We start from the raw sequence: 22954 nt of genomic DNA on the forward strand, positions 1-22954 counted from the left end.
GTGCGGGGGCCCGGACGGTGGCCCGGCCCGTGACTACTCGGGGGTTTCGTCCAGGGCGTGGGCCACCAGGGCCAGGAGGGTCTCGATGGCCGAGATCCGCCGTCGCGCGTCCATGATCATGACGGGGACGTGCGGGGGGATCGTCAGGGCCTCGCGCACGTCCTCCGGCTCGAACCGCTCGGTGCCGTCGAAGTGGTTGACGGCGACGACGTACGGCATGCCGCAGCTCTCGAAGTAGTCCAGCGCGGGGAAGCAGTCCTTCAGCCGGCGGGTGTCGGCGAGCACGACGGCGCCGATCGCACCGCGCACCAGGTCGTCCCACATGAACCAGAACCGCTGCTGGCCCGGCGTGCCGAACAGGTAGAGCACCAGGTCGTCGTCGAGCGTGATGCGGCCGAAGTCCATGGCCACGGTGGTGGACAGCTTGCCCGGCGTGGCGGTGAGGTCGTCGGTGTCCTCGCTCGCCTCGGTCATCAGCGCCTCGGTCTGCAGCGGAGTGATCTCCGAGACGGCGGTGACCAGGGTCGTCTTGCCGACGCCGAAGCCGCCGGCCACGACTATCTTCGTGGCGATCGGAGCCCGCGTGGGGTCCGTCTGCCAGGACCGCAGGTTCTCGTCGGGCTCGGGGCCGACGAGCGGGGAGACGCCAGGAGCGGCGTCAGAGACGACGGAGTCCACTCAGCACCCTTTCCAGCAGCGCGCGGTCCGGGCGGCCGGTGCCGTGACCGGTCCCGGTGCCGTACACACGGATCTTTCCCTGGTCCGCGAGGTCGCTCAGCAGGACGCGGACCACACCGAGCGGCATCCTCAGCAGCGCGGCGATCTCGGCCACCGTGCGCATGCGGCGGCACAGTTCGACGATGGCCCGCATCTCCGGCATGACCCGGGACGCCGGCGCGCTCGTCAGTTCCCGGCGTTCCTCGGGGGCTTCGAGAGCGGCGGTGCTCCCGACGAAAGTCTCCACCAGCAGGACGTGCCCGAAGCGGGTACGGCCGCCGGTCAGCGAGTAGGGGCGGACGCGGGCGGGCTTGCGGGCGCCGCCGCGCACGGGGAGGTGTTTGCGCGTGTTCCTCGCGGGGCCGCTCATCGGGTGCTCCCGGTGGGCTCGGACGTCAGGGACTGGCGCAGTTCGCTGCGGAGTTCGGGGGTGAGGACGTGGCCGGCGCGGCCGACGAAGAGGGCCATGTGGTACGCCACGACGCTCATGTCGCACTCCGCGGAGCCGTGCACGCCGAGGAGGGAGCCGTCGCTGATGGACATCACGAACAGGCTGCCCTCGTCCATGGCGACCATGGTGTGTTTGACCCCGCCGAGGTCCATCAGCCTGGCGGCGCCGAGGGTGAGGCTGCCGATGCCGGAGACGATGGTGGCGAGGTCGGCGGAGGAGCCGCGGGGGCCCCGTGCCGGGCGGGCCTCGCGGGACGCCTGGGTGCGGACGGGGTCGGAGGACAGGAGCAGCAGGCCGTCGGAGGAGACGACGGCGACGGACTGGATGCCGGGTACTTCCTCGACCAGGTTGGTCAGCAGCCAGTGCAGGTTGCGGGCTTCACTGCTCAGTCCATAGGTACTGGGCGCGGTCAACTGCTTGCCTCCTCGGCTGGGCCCCCCGTGACTGGTTCGGTGCGGTTCTCTTCTTCTACGGCCCGGTAGCCGGCCTGCGCTCCCTGGCGGAAGCCGCCGAGCCTGCGGCGGAGGGCTTCGGCGTCGAGGGACGCGGGGCGCTGGCGGGGCGGGGCGGTGGGTGCGGTGATCCTGGGTGTGCGTTTGGGGAGGCCCTTGCTGGTGAGCGCCTCGCCTTCGGCTTCGGCGCGGTCTTCGTTCCCACCCGCACCACCCGTGCGGCTTTCGTCGTCGGATGCGGGTGGCCCCTGTGGGGCGACCTCACCGCCGGCGGCCGCGGGCACGTGGTGGGGGGCGGCAGGCTCGCCGATGGCGGGGGCCGGGACAGCGGGGTGCGCGTGGTACGAGGCGGACGGGCCGTCCCCGGCCTCTGCCGCTTCCTCGGGCTGCCCGGGGGCCGCAAGGTCCGGGAGGAAGAGTTCCATCGTCGTCTCGGCGAACGTCTCCGGCGGGGCCTTCGGGCGGGAGGGCTCCCGGGCGGACGGCTCCTCGGGGGACTCCGGCCGCGCGCGGGCGTCCGTGACCGGGGTCGGGGCGGCGGCCGGTTCCTGCCCGTCGGAAACCCTCGGGGTACCGAGCTCCTCGATCGCCGCCGGTCCCCCGGCCTCCCGGGGGACCCCAGCCTTCTCGGCGTCCCCGACCTCGTCGGTCGCCGCCGGTATCCCAGACTCCCCGGCCTCACCGGCCTTCTCGGGTTCTCCGACCTCGTCGGTCGCCGCCGGTACCCCAGACTCCCCGGCCTCACCGGCCTTCTCGGGTTCTCCGACCTCGATGGTCGTCGCCGGTCCTCCGGCCTCCCCCGCCTTCTGGGCCTCCCCGAGCTCGTCGGTCGTCGCCGGTTCCCCGGCCTCCCCGAGTTCCCCGGCCCCCTCGGGCGCCGCAGGTTCCCCCGCCTGCCGGACCGTGTGTTCGGCGAGGGCTACCAGGGGGTCGACGGACTTGGGGCGGGCGTGGAGGACGTTGGAGTTGGCCTCGGACTCGGCGCCGGGGAGGGTGAAGGTGTGGGTGGTGCCGGAGGCCGTCGCCGGGGGCGGGACCGCGGCCGTGGGCGGGCCGGTGAGGAGGGACTGGGGCAGGACGACGACCGCCGTGACACCCCCCTGCTTCGGATCGCGGAGCTGGACGCGGACGCCGTGGCGGTGGGCGAGCCGGGCCACCACGTAGAGGCCGAGGCCGAGACCGTCGTCGCCCTCCTGGTCGTACGGCGCCTCGGGGTCGAACTCGGCGAGGCGGGTGTTGAGGCGGTCCAGGCGCTCGGCGGCCATGCCGATGCCCTCGTCCTGGACGGAGAGCATGACCTCGCCGGACTCCAGCAGCCAGCCGGAGACCTCGACGGGCAGGTCGGGCGGGGAGAACGAGGTGGCGTTCTCCATGAGTTCGGCGAGCAGGTGGGAGAGGTCGTCCGCGGCGAAGCCGGCCACGTGGGCGTGGGGCGGGAGGGCCGCGATGCGGACGCGCTCGTAGCGTTCGATCTCGCTGACCGCCGCGCGGACCACGTCGACGAGCGGCACCGGGCCCGGGTGCTGCTGGACGTGCTCGGTGCCGGCCAGGACGAGCAGGTTCTCGCTGTGGCGGCGCATGACCGTGGCGAAGTGGTCGAGCTTGAACAGCGTGGCGAGCCGGTCGGGGTCCTGCTCCCGCTCCTCCAGCCCCTCGATGACGGCGAGCTGGCGTTCGACCAGGCCCAGGGTGCGCAGGGCGAGGTTGACGAAGGTGCCGCTGATGCTGGTGCGCAGCCGCTGCAGCTGGTCGGCAGCGTCGGACAGTTCGGCCTGCAGCGCCTCGCGGGCGTCTGCCATCCGCTGCCGCTGGCCGACCAGGTGCTTGCGGTCGGCCTCCAGGGTGGCAACCCGCTGGTGCAGGGCGACGGCGTGCCCGTGCAGGGCGTTGACGGACCGGACGACCTGGGCGAACTCGTCGTTGCGGCCGGTGAACGTGACCGGGTCCTGGGCCGCCGGGTCGTCGGACTCCGCGAGCCGGGCCGAGCCGCGCCGCAGCACGGACAGCGGGCGGGTGAGCGTACGGGCCATGGCGGTGGCGAGGCCGACGGCGACGAGCATCAGGGCGCCGAGGACGGCGATCCGGATCTCCAGCGCGGTGACGTCGTCGTCCCGGAGCGCTTCGAGGTCCTTGGTGCGGTGGTCGTAGAGGGCGGCCTCCACGCCCCGCATCAGGTCGACCCGGGCGGACAGGGCCGCGTCCAGCTTCTTGGTGCTGGTGGTCAGCTCGCTGTCGGCGAGGGTGGGCTGGTCGGTGAGCCTGGCGAGGTAGGTGTCGGCGGAGTTGACCTCGGGGCCGGTGACCGTGGAGTCGTAGGAGTCCACCGCCGCCCTGGGCGCGGTCTCGCGGAAGTCGGCGACGGCCGCGTCGGAGCGCAGGCGGGCCTGCTGGGCGGCGGCGGTGAGCGCGTCGCGCTGTTTGCGGTCGGCGGCGGTGGTGGTCGTGGTGGTGCCGGGCAGACCGGTGACGGGGTCGAACACCGTCCTGGTGCTCGTCGGCACGTTCAGGGCGGCGAGCAGCAGGCCGCGCGCGGCGGCGGACTGCTGGACGGCGGAGTCCAGTTCGGCGAGCGCGTAGGCGCCGGAACCGGCGCGGGGAGGCATCTGCTCGGCCAGTTCGCCGGCCATCCGGTGCAGCTCGGTGATCAGAGCCGAGTACGCCTGGTGGGTGCGCAGGGCGTCGGTCTTGCCGGTGAGGGCGGAGCGCCGTACGGCGGCGATGCCGTCGAGGTCGTGGCGCAGCGCGGCCGGGGTGTCGGTGTCGGCGCGCAGGTCCTCGACCTGGCGGTCGACGCGGGCGCTGCGCTGCTCGGAGGGCGCCTTGGCCTTGGGCCGGCCGGCGGCGACGTAGGAGGTGACCTCGTCGCGCTCGTCGGCGAGGGAGTGGGCGAGGGTCAGGGCGTCCTGGGTGCGGGTGGCCAGGGTCACCAGGTCCTGGGAGTCGCTGAGGTCCGAGGAGGCGGTGAGGACGGACGGTGCGCCGGCTCCGGCGACGGCCGCGGCGACCACGGCGACGGCGACGATGAGCCGGGTGCGCACATGGGTCGGGCGGCCGGCGCCGACGGGCGGCTGCTCACCGGTCCCTTCGGGGGCCGTCTGCCTGCCTGTGCGCCGAGGCCGCTTCTTCTGCACCGGTGCTCGCAATCCTGAACTCGTCTCCCCAGGGGCCCGGATGGCGCCCCGTCAGCACGGTGCCAAGTGGTGCGTACACCCGGTTCGTACGGTTCCCGACCCTCCCAGCGCCGGTGGGCAGTGGTCGCGCATCACCTGACCCGCCACCCGAAGGAGTGAACATCGGAGGAGAGTTGGCGGGCAAGTTCCGGTGGCGTGTGCGACGCCCTTGTACGGCGGGCCGGTTGGACGCGCGCGGCAGGCTTTGGCAGTATTCGCCACCACGCTCGCCCGGAGTGCGTCATTCCACCCCAAATCAGGCGCCTGACCTGCGGGGTCGTGGCAATTCGGCGGGCGCTTGCCGGCCTTTGGCGAACCTGGTGAAGAGGTCGTGCAGACTGGCCGGATGCGTACTGATCTGGTTTCGGAACCCGGTGACGCGGCCCGCCCCAACGAGGACTGGGCCGGTGTCGGACTACCCGCCTCCGGACAGGGAGGTTGCGTGGTCGTGCTGGACGGGGTGACGCCGCCCGGGGGTGCGACGGGGTGTCTGCATCCCGTTCCCTGGTACACGGCGCGGCTCGGCGGGGCGCTGACCGAACTGACCGTTTCCTGCCGGGATCTGACCCTGGCCGAGATCCTCGCGCGGGCGATCGGCCGCACCGCCGACGCCCACGCGGACACCTGTGACCTTTCTCACGCGCGAACGCCGCAGGCAACCGTGGTCGTGGCCCGCTGGTCCGCCGACACGGTGGAGTACCTGGTCCTGTCCGACTCCGTGCTGCTCCTGCGGGCCCCCGGCGGCGCGGTCAGGCCCGTCCTCGACGACCGCCTCGCCCGGCTGCCCCGCTCCGCGCTGGCCACGGACGCGCTCGTCGACGCCACCCTGCGCAACCGGGAGGGCGGCTTCTTCACGGCCGCCGCCGACCCCGCCGTGGCCGCCCGGGCGGTCGTCGGCGCGCTGCCCCGCCGGGAGGTCGGCGCGCTGGTCGCGCTCTCGGACGGGGCGGCCCGCTGGACGGAGAAGTTCGGCGAGGGCGACTGGACGGACCTGTTCGACGTCGTCCAGAAGGAGGGCGCGGGGTCCCTGGTCGAGCGGGTACGGCGGCTGGAGGCGGCCGACCGGGAGGCGCGGGTGCACCTGGGCCGCAGCAAGACGCACGACGACGCGACGGCGGCCCTCGTGGAGCTGTGAGCGGCCGCCGGTCCGCCGGGCGGCGGCTAGGGCCTGTCCGGCGGATCTTCGTGGAGCAGCCCGCGGCGTCTGGTGCGTGCTCTCGGCGTGCGCCCGGATCGCCCTCGTACTGGACGTACTTGAGTGATTCGGGCGTGCGGCGAGAGGGCGTGCCAGGCGTCGCGGGCCCACGAAGATCCGCCGGACAGGTCCTACGCGTGGGTGTGGTGCGGGCCGGTGCGCCAGGAGCCGTTCAGCTCGTGCAGCAGGCGGGCGAGTTCGGCGACCTCGCGGCGGTCCCAGTTGGCGAGCTGGTTGACGTAGCGGGCGCGGCGGGCTTCGCGGACCTTGCCGACGCGGCCGCGGCCCACGTCCGTGAGTGTCACCAGCCAGGCCCGTCCGTCGGCCGGATCCGGCTCCCGGGCGACCAGACCCAGCTCCTCAAGGGCGCGCAGCTGCCGGGACATGGTGGCCTTGCCGACGCCGATGTAGGCGGCCAGGTCGGTGGCGCGCTGCCCGCCCAGCTCGTCGAGGCGGATGAGCAGGCCGTACGCCGAGGACTCCAGGCCGGGGTGCACCTCGCGGGCCATCTCGCCCTGGCTGGCCCGGGCGCGGCGCAGCAGTACGGTCAACTCGCGTTCCAGCGACAGGAATTCCTGGTCTGCACCACTCGGCGCCACCTCCGCGCCGGGGCGCGGTCCACCGCCGTTTCCGTCCTCGTGCACGTCAGCACCCCTGATCGGTTTCGCAGTCATGAAAGTTTCCGTCAAACGCCCACATTGCCGCAGCTCCGCCAGTATTTCGCAGGCGTAGACCAACGGCAGCTCCCGGACCCCCTTCCCGGGTGTCATCTACGTGCGTAGCGTCAGGGTCAGTCAACACATGGCATGCCCACGCCAGTGGGTTACCGGTCACTTCTCACGGATCCCCCCCACACGGATCCCCCCACCCCTCCCCGGAGGCACGTCATGCCCGTGCACAGACCCGGCACCATCCGCCCCCGCGGCCTCGCGGCCCTCGTGACCACGCTGCTCGCGGCCCTCGCGCTCACCCTCCCGCTCACCCCTGCCCACGCCGCGACCACGCCCGCCCGCGGCACCGCCCACCTGGGCATGGGGGTCCTCGCCCACGACGGCAGGAGCGGCACGCCCACCAGCAGCGACGCCACCCAGACCGAGGGCGTCGACGTCGCCGGCTACCAGGGCAACGTCGCCTGGAGCACCCTGTGGAACAGCGGGGTCCGCTGGGCGTACACGAAGGCCACGGAAGGCACGTACTACACCAACCCGTACTTCGCCCAGCAGTACAACGGCTCCTACAACGTCGGCATGATCCGCGGCGCCTACCACTTCGCGACCCCGGACACCACCGGCGGCGCCACCCAGGCGAACTACTTCGTCGACCACGGCGGCGGCTGGTCCCGCGACGGCAAGACGCTGCCCGGCGTCCTCGACATCGAGTGGGACCCGTACGGCGCCGCCTGCTACGGCAAGTCGCAGAGCGGCATGGTCAGCTGGATCCGCGACTTCCTCAACCAGTACAAGGCCCGCACCGGCCGTGACGCCGTCATCTACACGGCCACCAGCTGGTGGACCCAGTGCACCGGCAACTACGGCGGCTTCGCCGCCTACAACCCCCTGTGGATCGCCCGCTACTCCTCCGCCCCGGGGACCCTGCCGGCCGGCTGGGGCTACTACACGATGTGGCAGTACACGTCGTCCGGTCCGACCGTCGGCGACCACGACAAGTTCAACGGCGCCCTCGACCGGGTGCAGGCACTCGCCCTCGGCTGACACACCGCCGACGACCACCCCACGGCCGTACGGCGAAGGCCCGGGCCTCCCTCACGGGACCCGGGCCTCCGTCTGCCGGCCGCGTCCGTCACGCCGCGGCCGGGACCTCGGCCTCCGCACCGTTGGTGGCCGGTGCGAGGGCCAGTTCGAGGACCTGGCGGACGTCCGTGACGGGGTGGACGTCGAGCGTGTCCAGGATCTCCGCCGGGACGTCGTCCAGATCGGGCTCGTTGCGCTTGGGAATAATCACCGTGGTGACCCCGGCGCGGTGGGCGGCCAGCAGCTTCTGCTTGACGCCGCCGATGGGCAGCACGCGGCCCGTCAGGGACACCTCGCCGGTCATCGCCACGTCCGTGCGGACCAGGCGGCCGGAGAGCAGGGACGCGAGGGCCGTCGTCATGGTGATGCCGGCGCTCGGGCCGTCCTTGGGGACCGCGCCCGCCGGGAAGTGGATGTGCACGCCCCGGTCCTTCAGGTCGGCGACCGGCAGTTCCAGCTCGGCGCCGTGGCTGCGCAGGAAGCTCAGGGCGATCTGCGCGGACTCCTTCATCACGTCACCCAGCTGACCGGTCAGGGTCAGGCCCGCCGCACCCGTCTCCGGGTCGGCGAGGGACGCCTCCACGAACAGCACGTCGCCGCCGGCCCCGGTGACCGCGAGCCCCGTCGCCACGCCGGGCACGGACGTACGGCGCTCGGCCGGGTCCTGGGCCGACTCGGGCACATGGTGCGGCCGGCCGATCAGGGCGCGCAGCTCGGCGTCCGTGACGGTGAACGGCAGCTCACGGTCGCCCAGTTCGTGCTGGGCCGCCACCTTGCGCAGCAGCCGGGCGATCGAGCGCTCCAGGGTGCGCACGCCCGCCTCGCGGGTGTACTCGCCGGCCAGCTTGCGCAGGGCGCTCTCGTCGAGCGTGACCTCGTCCGCGTCCAGGCCCGCCCGCTCCAGCTGGCGCGGAAGCAGGTGGTCGCGGGCGATGACGACCTTCTCGTCCTCGGTGTAGCCGTCCAGGCGGACGATCTCCATGCGGTCGGCGAGGGCCTCGGGGATGGCCTCCAGGACGTTGGCGGTGGCGAGGAAGACGACGTCGGAGAGGTCGAGTTCAACCTCCAGGTAGTGGTCGCGGAAGGTGTGGTTCTGGGCGGGGTCCAGGACTTCGAGGAGGGCCGCCGCGGGGTCGCCGCGGAAGTCGGAGCCGACCTTGTCGATCTCGTCGAGCAGGACGACCGGGTTCATCGAGCCGGCCTCCTTGACCGCGCGGACGATCCGGCCGGGCAGCGCGCCGACGTACGTACGGCGGTGACCGCGGATCTCGGCCTCGTCGCGGACGCCGCCGAGGGCCACGCGCACGAACTTCCGGCCCATCGCGTGCGCGACGGACTCGCCGAGCGAGGTCTTGCCGACGCCGGGCGGTCCGACGAGCGCCAGCACCGCGCCCCCGCGCCGCCCGCCGATCACGCCGAGCCCGCGTTCGCCGCGGCGCTTGCGGACCGCGAGGTACTCGGTGATGCGTTCCTTCACGTCCTCCAGGCCCGCGTGCTCGGCGTCCAGGACCGCCTGGGCGCCCTGGATGTCGTACGCGTCCTCGGTCCGCTCGTTCCACGGCAGTTCGAGGACCGTGTCGAGCCAGGTACGGATCCAGCTGCCCTCGGGCGACTGGTCGCTCGCCCGCTCCAGCTTGTCGACCTCCTTGAGGGCGGCCTCGCGGACCTTCCCGGGCAGGTCGGCGGCCTCGACGCGGGCGCGGTAGTCGTCGGACTCCTCGCCGTCCTGCTCGCCGTTGATCTCCCGCAGCTCCTTGCGGACGGCTTCGAGCTGGCGGCGCAGCAGGAACTCGCGCTGCTGCTTGTCGACGCCCTCCTGGACGTCCTTGGCGATGGTCTCGGCCACGTCCTGCTCGGCGAGGTGGTCGCGCAGCTGCTGGGTGGCGAGCCTGAGGCGGGCGACCGGGTCGGCGGTCTCCAGCAGTTCGACCTTCTGCTCGGTGGTCAGGAACGGCGAGTAGCCGGAGTTGTCCGCGAGCTGCGACACGCCGTCGATGGCCTGCACGCGGTCCACGACCTGCCAGGCGCCGCGCTTGCGCAGCCAGGCGGTGGCGAGGGCCTTGTACTCCTTGACGAGTTCGGCGACCTGGCCGGGCAGCGGGTCCGGCACGCTCTCGTCGATCCGGGTGCCCTCCACCCAGAGGGCGGCGCCGGGTCCGGTGGTGCCCGCGCCGATCCGCACGCGGCCGCGGCCCCTGATCAGGGCGCCGGGGTCGCCGTCGGCCAGCCGGCCCACCTGCTCGACGGTGCCGAGTACACCGGTCGTGGCGTACGTGCCGTCGATGCGGGGGACGAGCAGCACCTTGGGCTTGCCGGGTTCGTCGCGGGCGGCGGCCTGGGCGGCCTCCACGGCGGCCCGCACGTCGCCGTCGCTCAGGTCGAGCGGGACCACCATGCCGGGCAGGACGACTTCGCTGTCCAGCGGCAGCACCGGGAGGACGAGGGTGAATGGGGTGTGCTCAGTCGACATGGTCTCCCCTTTGGCAGTGAAGTTGAGCTATGCCGACTCAACTACCTGAGGGTGAGTGGTGTTCCCCCTCCGGTGTTCGCTGTGAGCGATCGCTTGTCTGGCGGTGTGTGAGGTGTGTTGTCAGCGCCGTGGGCGGGTGCGGGTGCGTCGGGGCCGGTCGCGCAGTTCCCCGCGCCCCTTCCGGGGCGCTGCAGCCCACCGGCGGAGGAAGGACCACGTCGACATGCCTATCGACAGGGCGATCACATGGCCCCAGTTGGTCATGGGGTCCTGGAAGGCCCAGAGGTCCTTCAGGAGGAGGCCGCCGGTCAGGGCCAGCAGGGGCCAACCCAGCCACGGGCGCAGGAGGCCCGCCAGGGCGCCGACGCTCGCTGCAACGCCGAAGCTGATGCCGTAGTCCAGGCGGTGGAGGGAGGTGGTGGGGAGGTGACCGGCTAGGACTGCGAGGCCTACCGGGACCTCGGTGGCGAGGGTGGCCAGGACGTGGCCCGCCAGGAAGACGCAGGCCGCGCGGGCGCCGCCGATCCGGCGTTCCAGGGCCGTGAGGACGAGGACGAAGGCGAGGGCGTACGGCGAGAGGATGCCGCCCGCGATCCACAGGGCGCTCGCCAGGAGGACCAGGACGGGGGTGCGCACCAGGTGGGCGACGTCGGTGCTGGAGTCCTGGTAGAGGGCGTGGACGAGCTCCGGGCCGGCGTGGGTGGCGATGACCGAGGTGACGGCGAGGACTGTGGCGTAGGCGAACGTGAAGGGCGTGCCCGTGGGGGTCGGGAGCAGGCGCCAGGGGCGGGGGCGGGCCTCAGGGGGCGGGGGCGCCGGGAGTGCCGTGCCTCGCTGGCGGGGCACGCCGTCGAGGAGGGGGGCGCCCGCGGGGGCGGGGGGCGCGGGGCTCGTCGCGGTGCGTTCCACGGCGCTCCTTCCGTTCAGGGCCCCCACCCTTCGGCGCGGGGCGAGCCCCTGTCCACGGTCTTCGCCACACGCGAACGGATTCACAGCAACCTCAGAAGCCCCGCGAGCCCCAGTGGCGCACGCTGAATGCCGGTGCGGTCACAGTGCGTTGTCCGTGATGATGGCAACCATGACTGCCGCCTATGACATTCCCGTGGTCCTGGACCGCCGCGAAGGACCGTACGGCGAGGTGGTGCTGCGCAGACACGGCGCGCTGCTGCAGATCATCGCCAACGGCTGCTTCCTGATGGACACCTCCGACGGCCGCTCGGAGCGGCTGCTGGTGGACGCGGCGTACGGGGCGCTGGACGGGCGGCCGGAGCCGGAGGTGCTGATCGGCGGGCTGGGCGTGGGCTTCTCGCTCGCACACGCGGCGGCGGATCCGCGGTGGGGGCGGATCACGGTGGTGGAGCGGGAGAGCGCCATCGTCGGCTGGCACCGGGACGGGCCACTCGCGGAGCTGTCCGCCGACGCGCTCGCGGACCCGCGCACGCGGATCGTCGTGGCGGACCTCGTCTCGTACGTCCATGAGACATCGGACACGTTCGACGTGCTGTGCCTCGACATCGACAACGGCCCGGGCTGGACCGTGACCGAGGACAATGACAGCCTTTACGGGGCAGCCGGACTCGCCGCCTGCGCACGGGTGTTGAGGCCGGGCGGGGTGCTCGCCGTATGGTCGGCCGAGCCCTCTCCGGAATTTGAAGGAACCTTGCGGAATGCCGGGTTCCGGCAGGTGCGTACCGAAGAGGTGCCCGTTGCCCGGGGCGTTCCGGACGCGGTACACCTTGCCGTCGGCCCTGGATAGCGACGGCGCGGTCGATCCCCGTAATGTGCTGCCGTGACGCGGATCATTCAAGCGTCAATCGCAGTCATGGGATCACCCCACGGATTCCGGAAAGCAACAGGGGCGGGCGATGGAGCAGACACACACCTCCCAGACCGGCGCGGCCACGACCACCCCGGGCGCGCAGCGCCGGGTGCTGGTCGTCGAGGACGACCCCACGATCGTCGACGCCATCGCGGCCCGGCTGCGCGCCGAGGGTTTTCTCGTGCAGACGGCGTCCGACGGCCCCTCGGCCGTCGACACCGCCGAGGCCTGGCAGCCCGATCTGCTGATCCTCGACATCATGCTGCCCGGCTTCGACGGCCTGGAGGTCTGCCGACGCGTGCAGGCCCAGCGCCCGGTGCCGGTGCTGATGCTGACGGCGCGGGACGACGAGACCGACATGCTGGTCGGTCTCGGGGTCGGCGCCGACGACTACATGACCAAGCCGTTCTCGATGCGGGAGCTGGCCGCGCGGGTGCACGTCCTGCTGCGGCGCGTGGAGCGGGCGGCGATCGCCGCCTCCACCCCGCGCTCGGGCATCCTGCGCCTGGGTGAGCTGGAGATCGACCACGCGCAGCGCCGGGTGCGGGTGAAGTCGGAGGACGTCCACCTGACGCCGACCGAGTTCGACCTGCTGGTGTGCCTGGCGAACACCCCGCGCGCGGTGCTCTCGCGGGAGCAGCTGCTGGCCGAGGTGTGGGACTGGGCGGACGCCTCCGGTACCCGGACCGTCGACAGCCACATCAAGGCGCTGCGCCGGAAGATCGGCGCCGAGCGCATCCGTACGGTGCACGGTGTCGGGTACGCGCTGGAGACGCCGACGCCATGACCGAGGGGCGTGAGGCCGCACGGAGGAGCCCCGGGGAGCATCCCTGGGGCGGCGTACGCCCGTTCTCGATCAAGACGAAGCTGGGCACGCTGGTCGTCGTCTCCGTGCTGATCACGACCGGTCTGTCGATCGTCGCGGTGCACACCAAGACGGAGCTGCGCTTCATCACGGTTTTCTCGATGATCGCCACGCTGCTCATCACGCAGTTCGTGGCGCATTCGCTCACCTCGCCGCTGGACGAGATGAACGCCGTGGCCCGGTCGATCTCGCAGGGCGACTACACGCGCCGGGCGAAGGAGAACCGCCGGGATGAGCTGGGCCGGCTGGCCGGGACGATCAACGTCATGGCCGACGAGCTGGAGGCGCAGGACCGGCAGCGCAAGGAGCTGGTCGCGAACGTCTCGCACGAGCTGCGGACCCCGATCGCGGGGCTGCGGGCGGTGCTGGAGAACATCGTCGACGGGGTCACCCAGGCCGACCCGGAGACCATGCGGACGGCGCTGAAGCAGACGGAGCGGCTGGGCCGGCTGGTGGAGACGCTGCTGGACCTCTCCCGCCTCGACAACGGCGTCGTACCGCTGAAGCTGCGCCGGTTCGAGGTGTGGCCGTACCTGTCGGGCGTGCTGAAGGAGGCCAACATGGTGGCCTCGGCGCGGGCCGGCATGGCGTCGGGCTCGGGCAGTCACACGCGGACTGACGTACACCTGCACCTGGACGTCTCCCCGCCGGAGCTGACCGCGCACGCGGACCCCGAGCGCATCCACCAGGTCGTCGCGAACCTGGTCGACAACGCGGTGAAGCACAGTCCCGCGCACGGCCGGGTCACCCTGAAGGCGCGGCGCGGGCCGCAGCCGGAGTCGCTGGTGCTGGAGGTCCTGGACGAGGGCCCCGGCATCCCGCGTTCGGAATGGCACCGGGTGTTCGAGCGGTTCAACCGGGGTGCGGTGACCCGGCCGCACGGCCCCGGCAGCGACGGCGGGACGGGGCTGGGGCTGGCGATCGCCCGGTGGGCGGTGGATCTGCACGGCGGCCGGATCGGTGTGGCCGAATCCGACCGCGGCTGCCGGATCATCGTCACACTTCCGGGACTGTCTTCTGTGCCAAGTTGACGTAAAGTGCGAACCGGAGCCGCAAGATCCACGAAGGGCCGCACTGTCGGGCCCGTGTGATCAGGCACAGGTCCGGGACGCATGGGCGCCGGACCCGGCGCGGCACACCCTCGTATTCGCTCTCACATGCGGAACCTCACTTGTTTCCCGCCATTTCAAGCCCTGAAACAGGGATTCCGGTGTGACTTACGCGACGATGACCTTGCTCGACCTCACCTTCACCGGCTCGGGGGCGTAGCCTTTATTCCCGCTGTCCATCACCTTGTGAAGCGGAAGAGGGCGGTTGCCGCCGTGTCGCCACAGTCCCCCAGTAACTCGAGCATCTCGACCGACGACCAAGCAGCCGGGAAGAACCCCGCTGCCGCGTTCGGTCCGAACGAGTGGCTCGTCGACGAGATCTATCAGCAGTACCTCCAGGACCCGAATTCGGTAGACCGTGCCTGGTGGGACTTCTTCGCCGACTACAAGCCCGGTGCTGCGGCCGCGGGGGCCGCAGAGACCCCGACGGCCGCCCCGGCCAAGCCCGCGGCCCAGCCCGCGCCGGCCGCCGTGCCCGCGCCGGCCCCCGCGCAGCCCGCCGCCGCGGCTCCGGCCGCTCCGGCGCCCGCGCCGGCCTCGCCCGCGCAGGCCGCCCCAGCGAAGGCCCCGGCCAAGCCGGCGCAGCCCGCACAGGCGCCCGCCCAGCCGAAGGCCAAGGCGGCCCCGGCCGCTCCCGCCACCGCGGCCCCCGACGGCCCGGAGTACGTGACGCTGCGCGGTCCGTCCGCGGCCGTCGCGAAGAACATGAACGCCTCGCTGGAGCTGCCGACCGCCACCTCGGTCCGCGCGGTCCCGGTGAAGCTGCTGTTCGACAACCGCATCGTCATCAACAACCACCTCAAGCGCGCCCGGGGCGGGAAGATCTCCTTCACGCACCTGATCGGCTTCGCGATGGTGCAGGCCATCAAGGCCATGCCGTCGATGAACTGGTCCTTCGGCGAGAAGGACGGCAAGCCGACCCTCGTCAAGCCGGCGCATGTCAACCTCGGCCTGGCCATCGACCTGGTGAAGCCCAACGGCGACCGCCAGCTCGTCGTGGCCGCCATCAAGAAGGCCGAGACGCTGAACTTCTTCGAGTTCTGGCAGGCCTACGAGGACATCGTCCGCCGCGCCCGTGACGGCAAGCTGACGATGGACGACTTCACCGGTGTCACGGTCTCCCTGACCAACCCCGGCGGCCTCGGCACCGTGCACTCCGTGCCGCGCCTGATGCCCGGCCAGTCGGTGATCATGGGCGTCGGCTCCATGGACTACCCGGCGGAGTTCCAGGGCACCTCCCAGGACACCCTGAACAAGCTCGGCATCTCCAAGGTCATGACGCTCACGTCGACCTACGACCACCGGGTCATCCAGGGCGCCGCCTCCGGCGAGTTCCTGCGCCAGGTCGCCAACCTGCTCCTCGGCGAGAACGGCTTCTACGACGACATCTTCGAGGCCCTGCGCATCCCCTACGAGCCGGTCCGCTGGCTGCGGGACATCGACGCCAGCCACGACGACGACGTCACCAAGGCCGCCCGGGTCTTCGAGCTGATCCACTCCTACCGGGTCCGCGGCCACGTCATGGCCGACACCGACCCGCTGGAGTACCAGCAGCGCAAGCACCCCGACCTGGACATCACCGAGCACGGCCTCACGCTGTGGGACCTGGAGCGCGAGTTCGCCGTCGGCGGCTTCTCCGGCAAGTCGATGATGAAGCTGCGCAACATCCTCGGCGTGCTGCGCGACTCGTACTGCCGCACCACCGGCATCGAGTTCATGCACATCCAGGACCCCAAGCAGCGCAAGTGGATCCAGGACCGCGTCGAGCGCCCGCACACCAAGCCTGAGCGCGAGGAGCAGCTGCGCATCCTGCGCCGGCTGAACGCGGCGGAGGCCTTCGAGACCTTCCTGCAGACCAAGTACGTCGGCCAGAAGCGCTTCTCGCTGGAGGGCGGCGAGTCCGTCATCCCGCTGCTCGACGCGGTGATCGACTCGGCCGCCGAGTCCCGCCTGGACGAGGTCGTCATCGGCATGGCCCACCGCGGCCGGCTGAACGTCCTCGCCAACATCGTCGGCAAGTCGTACGCGCAGATCTTCCGCGAGTTCGAGGGCAACCTCGACCCGAAGTCGATGCACGGCTCCGGCGACGTGAAGTACCACCTGGGCGCCGAGGGCACCTTCACCGGCCTGGACGGCGAGCAGATCAAGGTCTCGCTGGCCGCCAACCCGTCCCACCTGGAGACGGTGGACCCGGTGATCGAGGGCATCGCCCGCGCCAAGCAGGACATCATCAACAAGGGCGGCACGGACTTCACGGTCCTGCCGGTGGCGATCCACGGCGACGCGGCCTTCGCGGGCCAGGGTGTGGTGGCCGAGACCCTGAACATGTCGCAGCTGCGCGGCTACCGCACCGGCGGCACGGTCCACATCGTCATCAACAACCAGGTCGGCTTCACCGCCGCCCCGGAGTCCTCGCGGTCCTCCATGTACGCCACGGACGTGGCCCGCATGATCGAGGCCCCGATCTTCCACGTGAACGGCGACGACCCCGAGGCCGTCGTCCGGGTCGCGCGGCTGGCGTTCGAGTTCCGCCAGGCGTTCAACAAGGACGTGGTGATCGACCTCATCTGCTACCGCCGCCGCGGTCACAACGAGTCGGACAACCCGGCGTTCACGCAGCCGCTGATGTACGACCTGATCGACAAGAAGCGCTCGGTGCGCAAGCTGTACACCGAGTCCCTGATCGGTCGCGGCGACATCACCCTGGAAGAGGCCGAGCAGGCGCTGCAGGACTACCAGGGCCAGCTGGAGAAGGTCTTCACCGAGGTCCGCGAGGCCACCTCGCAGCCGGCCGAGGCCGACGTGCGGGCGCCGCAGGACGGGTTCCCGGTGGCGGTGCCGACCGCGATCTCCGCGGAGGTCGTCAAGCGGATCGCCGAGTCCCAGGTCACCATCCCCGACCACTTCACCGTGCACCCGCGTCTGTTGCCGCAGCTTCAGCGGCGGACGACGATGGTCGAGGACGGCACGATCGACTGGGGCATGGGCGAGACCCTGGCCATCGGCTCGCTGCTGCTGGAGGGCACCCCGGTCCGGCTGTCCGGCCAGGACTCCCAGCGCGGCACCTTCGGCCAGCGCCACGCGGTCCTCATCGACCGTGAGACGGGCGAGGAGTACACCCCGCTGCAGTACCTCGCCGAGGAGCAGTCGCGCTACAACGTCTACAACTCCCTGCTGTCCGAGTACGCGGTCATGGGCTTCGAGTACGGCTACTCGCTCGCCCGCCCCGACGCGCTCGTGATGTGGGAGGCGCAGTTCGGTGACTTCGTCAACGGCGCCCAGACGGTGGTCGACGAGTACATCTCGGCGGCCGAGCAGAAGTGGGGCCAGACGTCCGGCGTCACCCTGCTGCTGCCGCACGGCTACGAGGGCCAGGGCCCGGACCACTCCTCGGCCCGTGTCGAGCGGTTCCTGCAGCTCTGCGCGCAGAACAACATGACGGTCGCCATGCCGACCCTGCCGTCGAACTACTTCCACCTCCTGCGCTGGCAGGTGCACAACCCGCACCACAAGCCGCTGGTCGTCTTCACCCCGAAGTCGATGCTGCGTCTGAAGGCGGCGGCGTCGAAGGCGGAGGAGTTCACGAGCGGGCAGTTCCGTCCGGTCATCGGCGACGAGTCGGTGGACGCGGCCGCGGTCCGCAAGGTCGTCTTCTGCGCGGGCAAGGTCTACTACGACCTCGAGGCCGAGCGGAAGAAGCGGGGCGTGACGGACACGGCGATCATCCGCATCGAGCGGCTGTACCCGCTGCCGGGTGCGGAGTTGCAGGCGGAGATCAAGAAGTACCCGAACGCCGAGAAGTACCTGTGGGTGCAGGAGGAGCCGGCGAACCAGGGTGCGTGGCCGTTCATCGCGCTCAACCTGATCGACCACCTGGACCTGGCGGTCGGCGCGGACGTCCCGCACGGGGAGCGGCTGCGCCGCATCTCCCGCCCGCACGGGTCGTCCCCGGCGGTGGGCTCCGCGAAGCGGCACCAGGCTGAGCAGGAGCAGCTGGTGCACGAGGTCTTCGACGCGTAAGCCTCCGGCGGTTCAGCCCCGGCGAAAGGGCCCGGCACCGAGTTCTCACTCGGTACCGGGCCCTTTCGCCTACCCGTAGGGGTGTCCCGGTCCGTGCGCGACCGCGGGTGCGTCGTGGCTGGTCGCGCAGTTCCCCGCGCCCCTTTGGGGCGCTCCACAGCGGCCCTGCGTCCTAGCTTGCGCCCACCACCGGCCGGCCTCAGCCCAGGTAGGCCTCGAAGTCCCAGTAGGGGCGGGTTCGTTGGCGGGCGGAGATGGTGTGGGGGTGCTGGGCGCCCAGGGTCCGGGTGAGCGTGAGGAGCGCGTCCTCCTCCAGCTTGCCCGCCTCCTCCTGCTCGTGCGCCGCCCGGAGGTCCGCCGCGAGCGCCACCTGGCAGGACAAGGTCAGGGGATGCTCGTGCCCGAGCACGTGCCGCCCCCGCCGCAGCGTCTCCCGGCTCAGTTCCACCGCCTCCGGGATCCGCCCGTTGAAGTTCCGCGCGGACGCCGTGTTCAGCGCGCAGCCGAGGACCCAGGGATGGTCACCGGTGAGCGTGGAGGTGAGCCCGGCCAGCGCGGACTCGAACATCGCCAGCGCCTCGGCGCGTTCACCCGCGGCCTGCATGATGAGCGCGGTGTTGGTCAGCATGCCCGTGGCCACGGGATGGGCGGGCCCGAGGAGGGCCCGGTACCCGGCCTCGGCCTCGTCGATGAGGTCCCGGGCCTGGCTCAGATCGCCGTGCTCCCGCAGATAGTTGCCGTAGTTGGTGACGAACGCGAGCGTGCGGTAGTGCTCGCGCCCCCGCAGCCGGGCCAGCTGTTCGAGCAGCCCGGCCATCGAGGGCGCCAGGTCCTGGCTGTGCCCGCCCTCGCGGCGTCGGCACATGGTCAGCTGGGCCCGCGCCTCCAGCGTCTGCGGGTGCTGCGGTCCGAGCACCTGGACGTGGGTGCGCACTAGCGGTTCCTGGCGGGCCAGGGCGTCCCGGTAGCGGCCGAGGAGCCGCAGGTCGTGCGCCACCGCGTTGCCGGAGTTGAGGGTGTTGATGTGCCGGGCGCGCAGCACGTTGTCGCGCCGGGCCAGGGTCTCCAGGTCGAGGTCGTACGCCTCCTCGTAGCGGCCGAGGAGCCGCAGGCCGACGGCGAGGTTGTGGCGGGCGCTGAGCGTGCCGGCCTCGTCGGGCCCGAGGAGCCTGTCGTTGCCCTCCAGGACCTGCCGCTGGAGTTCGTACGCCTCCTCGTAGCGGCCGAGGTAGCGCAGCCCGCCGGCCACCGCGCCCTGCGTGGTCAGCTCGGCGATCTCGTCGCGCCGCGGGGCGGACCGCAGCCGCTCCAGCAGCCGCCGGTCGAGTTCGTACGCCTCGCGGAACCGGCCGCGGGAGCGCATGAGGTAGCTCTCGTGGTAGGTGAGGTCGAGCATGGGCCGGGACAGCGGGTCCAGGGCCCGGGACCAGCGGTCGCGGATCTTCTGGGCGAGCTCGAGCCCGCTGGAGTACTCGCCGCTGCGCATGCAGTACTCCAGGCAGTTCAGGACGGTCGCCCGGACCCGGGGCTGACGGCTGTCCAGTGCGCCGGAGGGCTCCAGGTGGGGCAGGAGTTCGGCGTACCGGGGCCAGTTGCGGCTGTCGGCGGCGTTGCCGGGGTCGGCCTCGGCGAGCAGGGTGCGCACCGCACGTCGGTGGCCGGCCCGGCTCTCCTCGCTGGTCAGTTTGGAGACGATGTCGTGGACGAGCCGGTGCATGTGCACGGACTCCTGGTGCGGGCCCATCTCGGCGCCGAGCGCGCCGCGCGTCTCGCGGGTGAGCACCGAGTAGTTGACCAGGGTGTCCAGGGCGCGGGTCCAGGCGGGCAGGTCGGTGGCCATCCAGCGCAGCTGCTCGGGCAGGTCGGTCTGCGGGTAGGCGCGGATCAGGCCGAGCGGGATGCGGCCGGGTGCGAACGAGGTGCACAGGCCGAGGACGTCGATGGCCTGCGGCTGGGAGCGGCGCAGCCGGTTGAGCAGTATCGACCAGGAGGTCATGGAGGACTGCGGGAAGCCCTCGCCGGTGGCGGGCTCGTCGACGGTGGAGAGCCGGCGTTCGCGGACCATCCGCAGGTACTCGGGCACCTCCATGCGGGACTCGCCGAGCCAGGAGGCGGCCTGCACCAGCGGCAGGGGTACGTCACCGAACTCGGCGGCGACCTCGTCGGCCTCGGTGGCGGTGATGTGGGGGGCCCGGCGCAGCAGGTAGGCGGTGGACTCGGCGCGCAGGAACGACGGCACCTCGACCACGTCGGTGTGCTCGGTCCAGGCCCGGTTGCGGGAGGTGACCAGGACGTGCCCCGCGCCTTGCGGGAGCAGCGCGTTGACGCCGTCGCAGTCGTCCCAGCCGTCGAAGATGACGAGCCAGTTCCCGTACGGCTCGCCGCGCCGCAGGACGTCCCGGACGGCGCGGATGCGTTCGCCGGGCTCGTTGCCGATGGGCAGGTCGAGTTCGACGGCGAGTTCGCCGAGGCGGTCGCGCTGGATGTTGCGGTCGTCGGAGTTGACCCACCACACCAGGTCGTAGTCGGTGCTGAAGCGGTGGGCGTATTCGGCGGCGAGCTGGGTCTTGCCGATGCCGGACATGCCGAGCAGGGTGCAGGCGGAGGCGCCGCGCTCTGCGTCGGCGAGGCTCTCGTGGATCTCGGTGAGCAGGTCGTCGCGGCCGGTGAAGCGGGGGTTGCGGCGCGGTACCTCGCCCCAGATCTCGCACCGGTTCTCGGGGTAGCGGGCGCGGGTGGGCAGGGCGCGCGGGGTGCGCCTGCGGTCCAGGCCGAGCCGGATGAGCAAGCGTTCCTCGGCGGCCTCCTCGCTCAGCGCCCAGAGGCTGGCGGGTTCCAGGACGGCGGTGGCGGGCAGCAGCGGCCGGTTGGTGAGGTTGACGGCGGCGAACCGGTCGGCGTGGGCGGCGACGAAGCCGCGCAGCACGTCGTTCCACTCGCCCGCGGGGCGCGGGCCGAGTTCGAAGAACCAGTCGTTGAGGACCAGCAGGACCCGCCCGGTGGACAGCAGGAGGTCGCCGAGGGTGTCCTCCAGCGGGACCTCGCGCGGCGGGTCCCAGCGGTGCTGGGTGGTCCGGTGCCCGTGGCGTTCCAGGGTGTAGGCGATCCAGGCCGCCCATGAGCGGTGGTAGCCCGGGAAGACCACCAGGAAGTGCTCCGCCGCCGTGTCAGTGTCCGATCGCCGCTGTTCCGCCATCGCCGCTCCCTGTTCCCGCGCCCGGCTTCCGGGCGAGCGCCCCCATAACGTAGCGCAGTCAATCTTGTACGACGTGTCACCCGACGGTTCGGGCAGCCACGCCGAGACTCGCGTGGTGCCGTTCCATCTCCTGGACGAACTCCCTTCCGGAGGAGGTAAGTTCATCGGATCCGCGGAGGATGGACAAGGCTTTGCCGACCTGATCCCAGTGTGTGTCGAACTCACGCTCGGCCCGAGGGCGCCGGCCCCGGCCCAGACCGGCCCCGGTGCGGGCCCTGCCCCACAGGTCGGTGAGCGCGAGGTGCGCGTACACGCCCTGGAGCACGCCGGGGACCGGGCGCGGGTCCGTGCGCCAGCCCACCCGGTACCGGGCGCCGCCCGCCCGGTGCAGCGGCACCAGTTCGTGCAGGGAGGCCAGTTTGGTGTGCTGGGTCTCGTGCACCAGCGTCACGGCCAGGTCGTGGGGCTCACGGGGCAGCTGGCTCAGCAGGGCACCGGGGGCGGCCCGCAGGGTGGCGCTCATCGGCGGACCGGCGGCGCGCCCCGAGGGCGCGAGGGGCACCACGGCCCGCAGGACGGCCCCGGTCTCCGCCACGCGGCCGGGGTCGGTGGCCGCGAGCAGCGCCTGCGCGGCCCGCCACCGCTCGGCCCACCCCACCGGGTCGGAGTCTGGACGCTCTGCGGCGGGCAGCGCGTCGGGCCCGATGCCACGGTCCGGCACGCGGTAGGGGTCCAGGTCGTCGAGTACGACGGTGCTGCCGGGCAGTGTGTGCAGTCCCTGCCAGCCGACGCCCGTGCCCGGTCCGGGGCGGGTGAACCGGACCCCGGCGAGGCCGTCCGTGTCCTCGACCCGTACCGCCCCCGCGTCGAAGCGCAGCCGGACCCGTCCCGACGGACAGCGCAGCACACCCAGGCCGGGCAGCGCGAACCGGCCGGAGGGCACGTCGAGTTCGCGGTCGGCGGGGCAGCCGGCGCGGATGACGGCGGCAGCGGCCAACCCGCTCAGATGCGCCAGCCGCGCGGCCAGGGCCGGGCCTTCCGGCGCGGCCAGGGTCTCGGAGAGCAAGGCGCCGGTCATCGGGTAGTCGAGCAGGTCGCGGACGGCCGACGGATCGGTGCGCTCGGCCCGCTCCAGCAGCGCCCAGTCGTCGTCGAAGCGGCGGCGGACGGCCGGGGCGAGCGAGGCGCCGGAGCCCTCGACGCGGACCAGGACCGCCTTCAGGAGCAGCAGGCGACGCGCGTGGAGTGCGGCACGCAGTGCCTCGGTGCCGCCCGGCGTGGGGCGGGTCCTCGCGAGTTCCCTGATGAGTGCGGAGGTGTCGGTCGCCAGGGTCATCCCCGGCTGCCCTCGCCCTCGGCCGGCGCGCCACGTCCGGCCGGAAACGTACGGTCGTCCGGGCCGGCCGGGGCGGCGGAGGGCTGGGCCGGGTCCTCGCCGACGTACCAGACGTCCGTGGGCCCGGCCGGGGCGCGCAGCACCTCGGCCACCGCCGTCAGCAGGCCGGGATCGTCCCTGGCACGCAATGTCCGCAGGTCGACGTCGGTGAGGCCGGCCAGGAGCGCGGTCCGGCCGGGGTCCTCGCCGGGTCCGGCCGCTGCCTTCCTGTGCTCCGCCACCCTCGGCTCCTCCCTGCCCATGCCCGCCCCGCACGGCCACAACGGCTGCCCAGTTCTTCCCGACGCAGCGAACTCAGAAACACTCAATCGATCAACTCCGGTCACGACCGGTCGACTTGGTT

Annotated in this window: 16 protein-coding genes; 6 read left to right on the plus strand and 10 right to left on the minus strand. The window is 72.2% G+C overall.

What is annotated here, in order from left to right:
• Positions 1 to 33: 33 nt before the first annotated feature.
• The 4 genes from ABZ854_RS09135 to ABZ854_RS09150 are packed head-to-tail and all read right to left on the minus strand — an operon-like array spanning position 34 to position 4751.
• Positions 34 to 678 carry an ATP/GTP-binding protein gene (locus tag ABZ854_RS09135; RefSeq protein ID WP_361206605.1) on the minus strand — a complete coding sequence of 215 codons (645 nt, stop codon included), beginning with the start codon at positions 676 to 678 and terminating at the stop codon, positions 34 to 36.
• The gene (locus tag ABZ854_RS09140) at positions 659 to 1087 is read right to left on the minus strand and encodes a DUF742 domain-containing protein (protein WP_361206608.1); all 429 of its coding nucleotides are present in this window, start codon (positions 1085 to 1087) and stop codon (positions 659 to 661) included. Before ABZ854_RS09140 ends, ABZ854_RS09135 begins: the two co-directional genes overlap by 20 nt.
• Positions 1084 to 1581: a roadblock/LC7 domain-containing protein gene (locus ABZ854_RS09145; protein ID WP_361206611.1), complete on the minus strand. Its 498-nt coding sequence runs from the start codon at positions 1579 to 1581 to the stop codon at positions 1084 to 1086. Before ABZ854_RS09145 ends, ABZ854_RS09140 begins: the two co-directional genes overlap by 4 nt.
• The gene (locus ABZ854_RS09150) at positions 1578 to 4751 is read right to left on the minus strand and encodes a nitrate- and nitrite sensing domain-containing protein (protein WP_361206614.1); all 3174 of its coding nucleotides are present in this window, start codon (positions 4749 to 4751) and stop codon (positions 1578 to 1580) included. The genes ABZ854_RS09145 and ABZ854_RS09150 overlap by 4 nt, the downstream gene beginning before the upstream one ends.
• A gap of 385 nt (positions 4752 to 5136) precedes the next feature.
• Here ABZ854_RS09150 and ABZ854_RS09155 point away from each other — a divergent pair, with 385 nt between their 5' ends.
• Positions 5137 to 5925, plus strand: a complete 789-nt coding sequence (locus ABZ854_RS09155; RefSeq protein WP_361206617.1) for a hypothetical protein — start codon at positions 5137 to 5139, stop codon at positions 5923 to 5925.
• 191 nt (positions 5926 to 6116) lie between these two features.
• Here the strand turns inward: ABZ854_RS09155 and ABZ854_RS09160 are convergent, their stop codons facing one another.
• A complete protein-coding gene (locus ABZ854_RS09160) occupies positions 6117 to 6629 on the minus strand; it encodes a MarR family transcriptional regulator (RefSeq protein WP_361206829.1) in 513 nt (170 codons plus the stop codon).
• A 243-nt stretch (positions 6630 to 6872) separates the two neighbouring features.
• Here ABZ854_RS09160 and ABZ854_RS09165 point away from each other — a divergent pair, with 243 nt between their 5' ends.
• A complete protein-coding gene (locus ABZ854_RS09165; RefSeq protein WP_361206620.1) occupies positions 6873 to 7697 on the plus strand; it encodes a lysozyme in 825 nt (274 codons plus the stop codon).
• An 88-nt stretch (positions 7698 to 7785) separates the two neighbouring features.
• On the opposite strand, the gene lon is transcribed toward ABZ854_RS09165, so the two are convergent.
• A complete protein-coding gene (gene lon, locus ABZ854_RS09170) occupies positions 7786 to 10206 on the minus strand; it encodes an endopeptidase La (RefSeq protein ID WP_361206623.1) in 2421 nt (806 codons plus the stop codon).
• Between the two features lie 120 nt (positions 10207 to 10326).
• Positions 10327 to 11115 carry a rhomboid-like protein gene (locus tag ABZ854_RS09175; RefSeq protein WP_361206626.1) on the minus strand — a complete coding sequence of 263 codons (789 nt, stop codon included), beginning with the start codon at positions 11113 to 11115 and terminating at the stop codon, positions 10327 to 10329.
• Positions 11116 to 11284: 169 nt separating this feature from the next.
• Between ABZ854_RS09175 and ABZ854_RS09180 the strand changes: the two genes are divergently transcribed.
• From ABZ854_RS09180 to ABZ854_RS09195, 4 genes are all read left to right on the plus strand, one after another.
• Positions 11285 to 11962, plus strand: a complete 678-nt coding sequence (locus tag ABZ854_RS09180; protein WP_361206629.1) for a spermidine synthase — start codon at positions 11285 to 11287, stop codon at positions 11960 to 11962.
• A 109-nt stretch (positions 11963 to 12071) separates the two neighbouring features.
• Entirely contained in the window at positions 12072 to 12812 is a 741-nt protein-coding gene (locus ABZ854_RS09185) for a response regulator transcription factor (RefSeq protein ID WP_129306611.1), read from the plus strand.
• Complete coding sequence (locus tag ABZ854_RS09190) at positions 12809 to 13921, plus strand: ATP-binding protein (protein WP_361206632.1); 1113 nt, start codon at positions 12809 to 12811, stop codon at positions 13919 to 13921. Before ABZ854_RS09185 ends, ABZ854_RS09190 begins: the two co-directional genes overlap by 4 nt.
• Before the next feature lie 291 nt (positions 13922 to 14212).
• The gene (locus ABZ854_RS09195) at positions 14213 to 18019 is read left to right on the plus strand and encodes a multifunctional oxoglutarate decarboxylase/oxoglutarate dehydrogenase thiamine pyrophosphate-binding subunit/dihydrolipoyllysine-residue succinyltransferase subunit (RefSeq protein WP_361206635.1); all 3807 of its coding nucleotides are present in this window, start codon (positions 14213 to 14215) and stop codon (positions 18017 to 18019) included.
• 199 nt (positions 18020 to 18218) lie between these two features.
• On the opposite strand, the gene fxsT is transcribed toward ABZ854_RS09195, so the two are convergent.
• The 3 genes from fxsT to ABZ854_RS09210 all read right to left on the minus strand — a co-directional run bounded on the left by fxsT (position 18219) and on the right by ABZ854_RS09210 (position 22832).
• Entirely contained in the window at positions 18219 to 21215 is a 2997-nt protein-coding gene (gene fxsT / locus ABZ854_RS09200; protein ID WP_361206638.1) for an FxSxx-COOH system tetratricopeptide repeat protein, read from the minus strand.
• A 76-nt stretch (positions 21216 to 21291) separates the two neighbouring features.
• Positions 21292 to 22551, minus strand: a complete 1260-nt coding sequence (locus ABZ854_RS09205) for an HEXXH motif-containing putative peptide modification protein (protein ID WP_361206640.1) — start codon at positions 22549 to 22551, stop codon at positions 21292 to 21294.
• Positions 22548 to 22832 carry a hypothetical protein gene (locus ABZ854_RS09210; RefSeq protein WP_361206643.1) on the minus strand — a complete coding sequence of 95 codons (285 nt, stop codon included), beginning with the start codon at positions 22830 to 22832 and terminating at the stop codon, positions 22548 to 22550. The genes ABZ854_RS09205 and ABZ854_RS09210 overlap by 4 nt, the downstream gene beginning before the upstream one ends.
• Between the last annotated feature and the right edge of the window lie 122 nt (positions 22833 to 22954).

Origin of the sequence: Streptomyces sp. NPDC047028 (genome assembly GCF_040644095.1) — a bacterium.
GTDB lineage: Bacteria > Actinomycetota > Actinomycetes > Streptomycetales > Streptomycetaceae > Streptomyces.

Coding starts and splice junctions, on each gene's coding strand:
- ABZ854_RS09140 (WP_361206608.1), bottom strand. CDS start 1,087: ATGAGCGGCCCCGCGAGGAACACGCGCAAACACCTCCCCGTGCGCGGC.
- ABZ854_RS09155 (WP_361206617.1), top strand. CDS start 5,137: ATGCGTACTGATCTGGTTTCGGAACCCGGTGACGCGGCCCGCCCCAAC.
- ABZ854_RS09165 (WP_361206620.1), top strand. CDS start 6,873: ATGCCCGTGCACAGACCCGGCACCATCCGCCCCCGCGGCCTCGCGGCC.
- lon (WP_361206623.1), bottom strand. CDS start 10,206: ATGTCGACTGAGCACACCCCATTCACCCTCGTCCTCCCGGTGCTGCCG.
- ABZ854_RS09180 (WP_361206629.1), top strand. CDS start 11,285: ATGACTGCCGCCTATGACATTCCCGTGGTCCTGGACCGCCGCGAAGGA.
- ABZ854_RS09185 (WP_129306611.1), top strand. CDS start 12,072: ATGGAGCAGACACACACCTCCCAGACCGGCGCGGCCACGACCACCCCG.
- ABZ854_RS09190 (WP_361206632.1), top strand. CDS start 12,809: ATGACCGAGGGGCGTGAGGCCGCACGGAGGAGCCCCGGGGAGCATCCC.
- fxsT (WP_361206638.1), bottom strand. CDS start 21,215: ATGGCGGAACAGCGGCGATCGGACACTGACACGGCGGCGGAGCACTTC.
- ABZ854_RS09205 (WP_361206640.1), bottom strand. CDS start 22,551: ATGACCCTGGCGACCGACACCTCCGCACTCATCAGGGAACTCGCGAGG.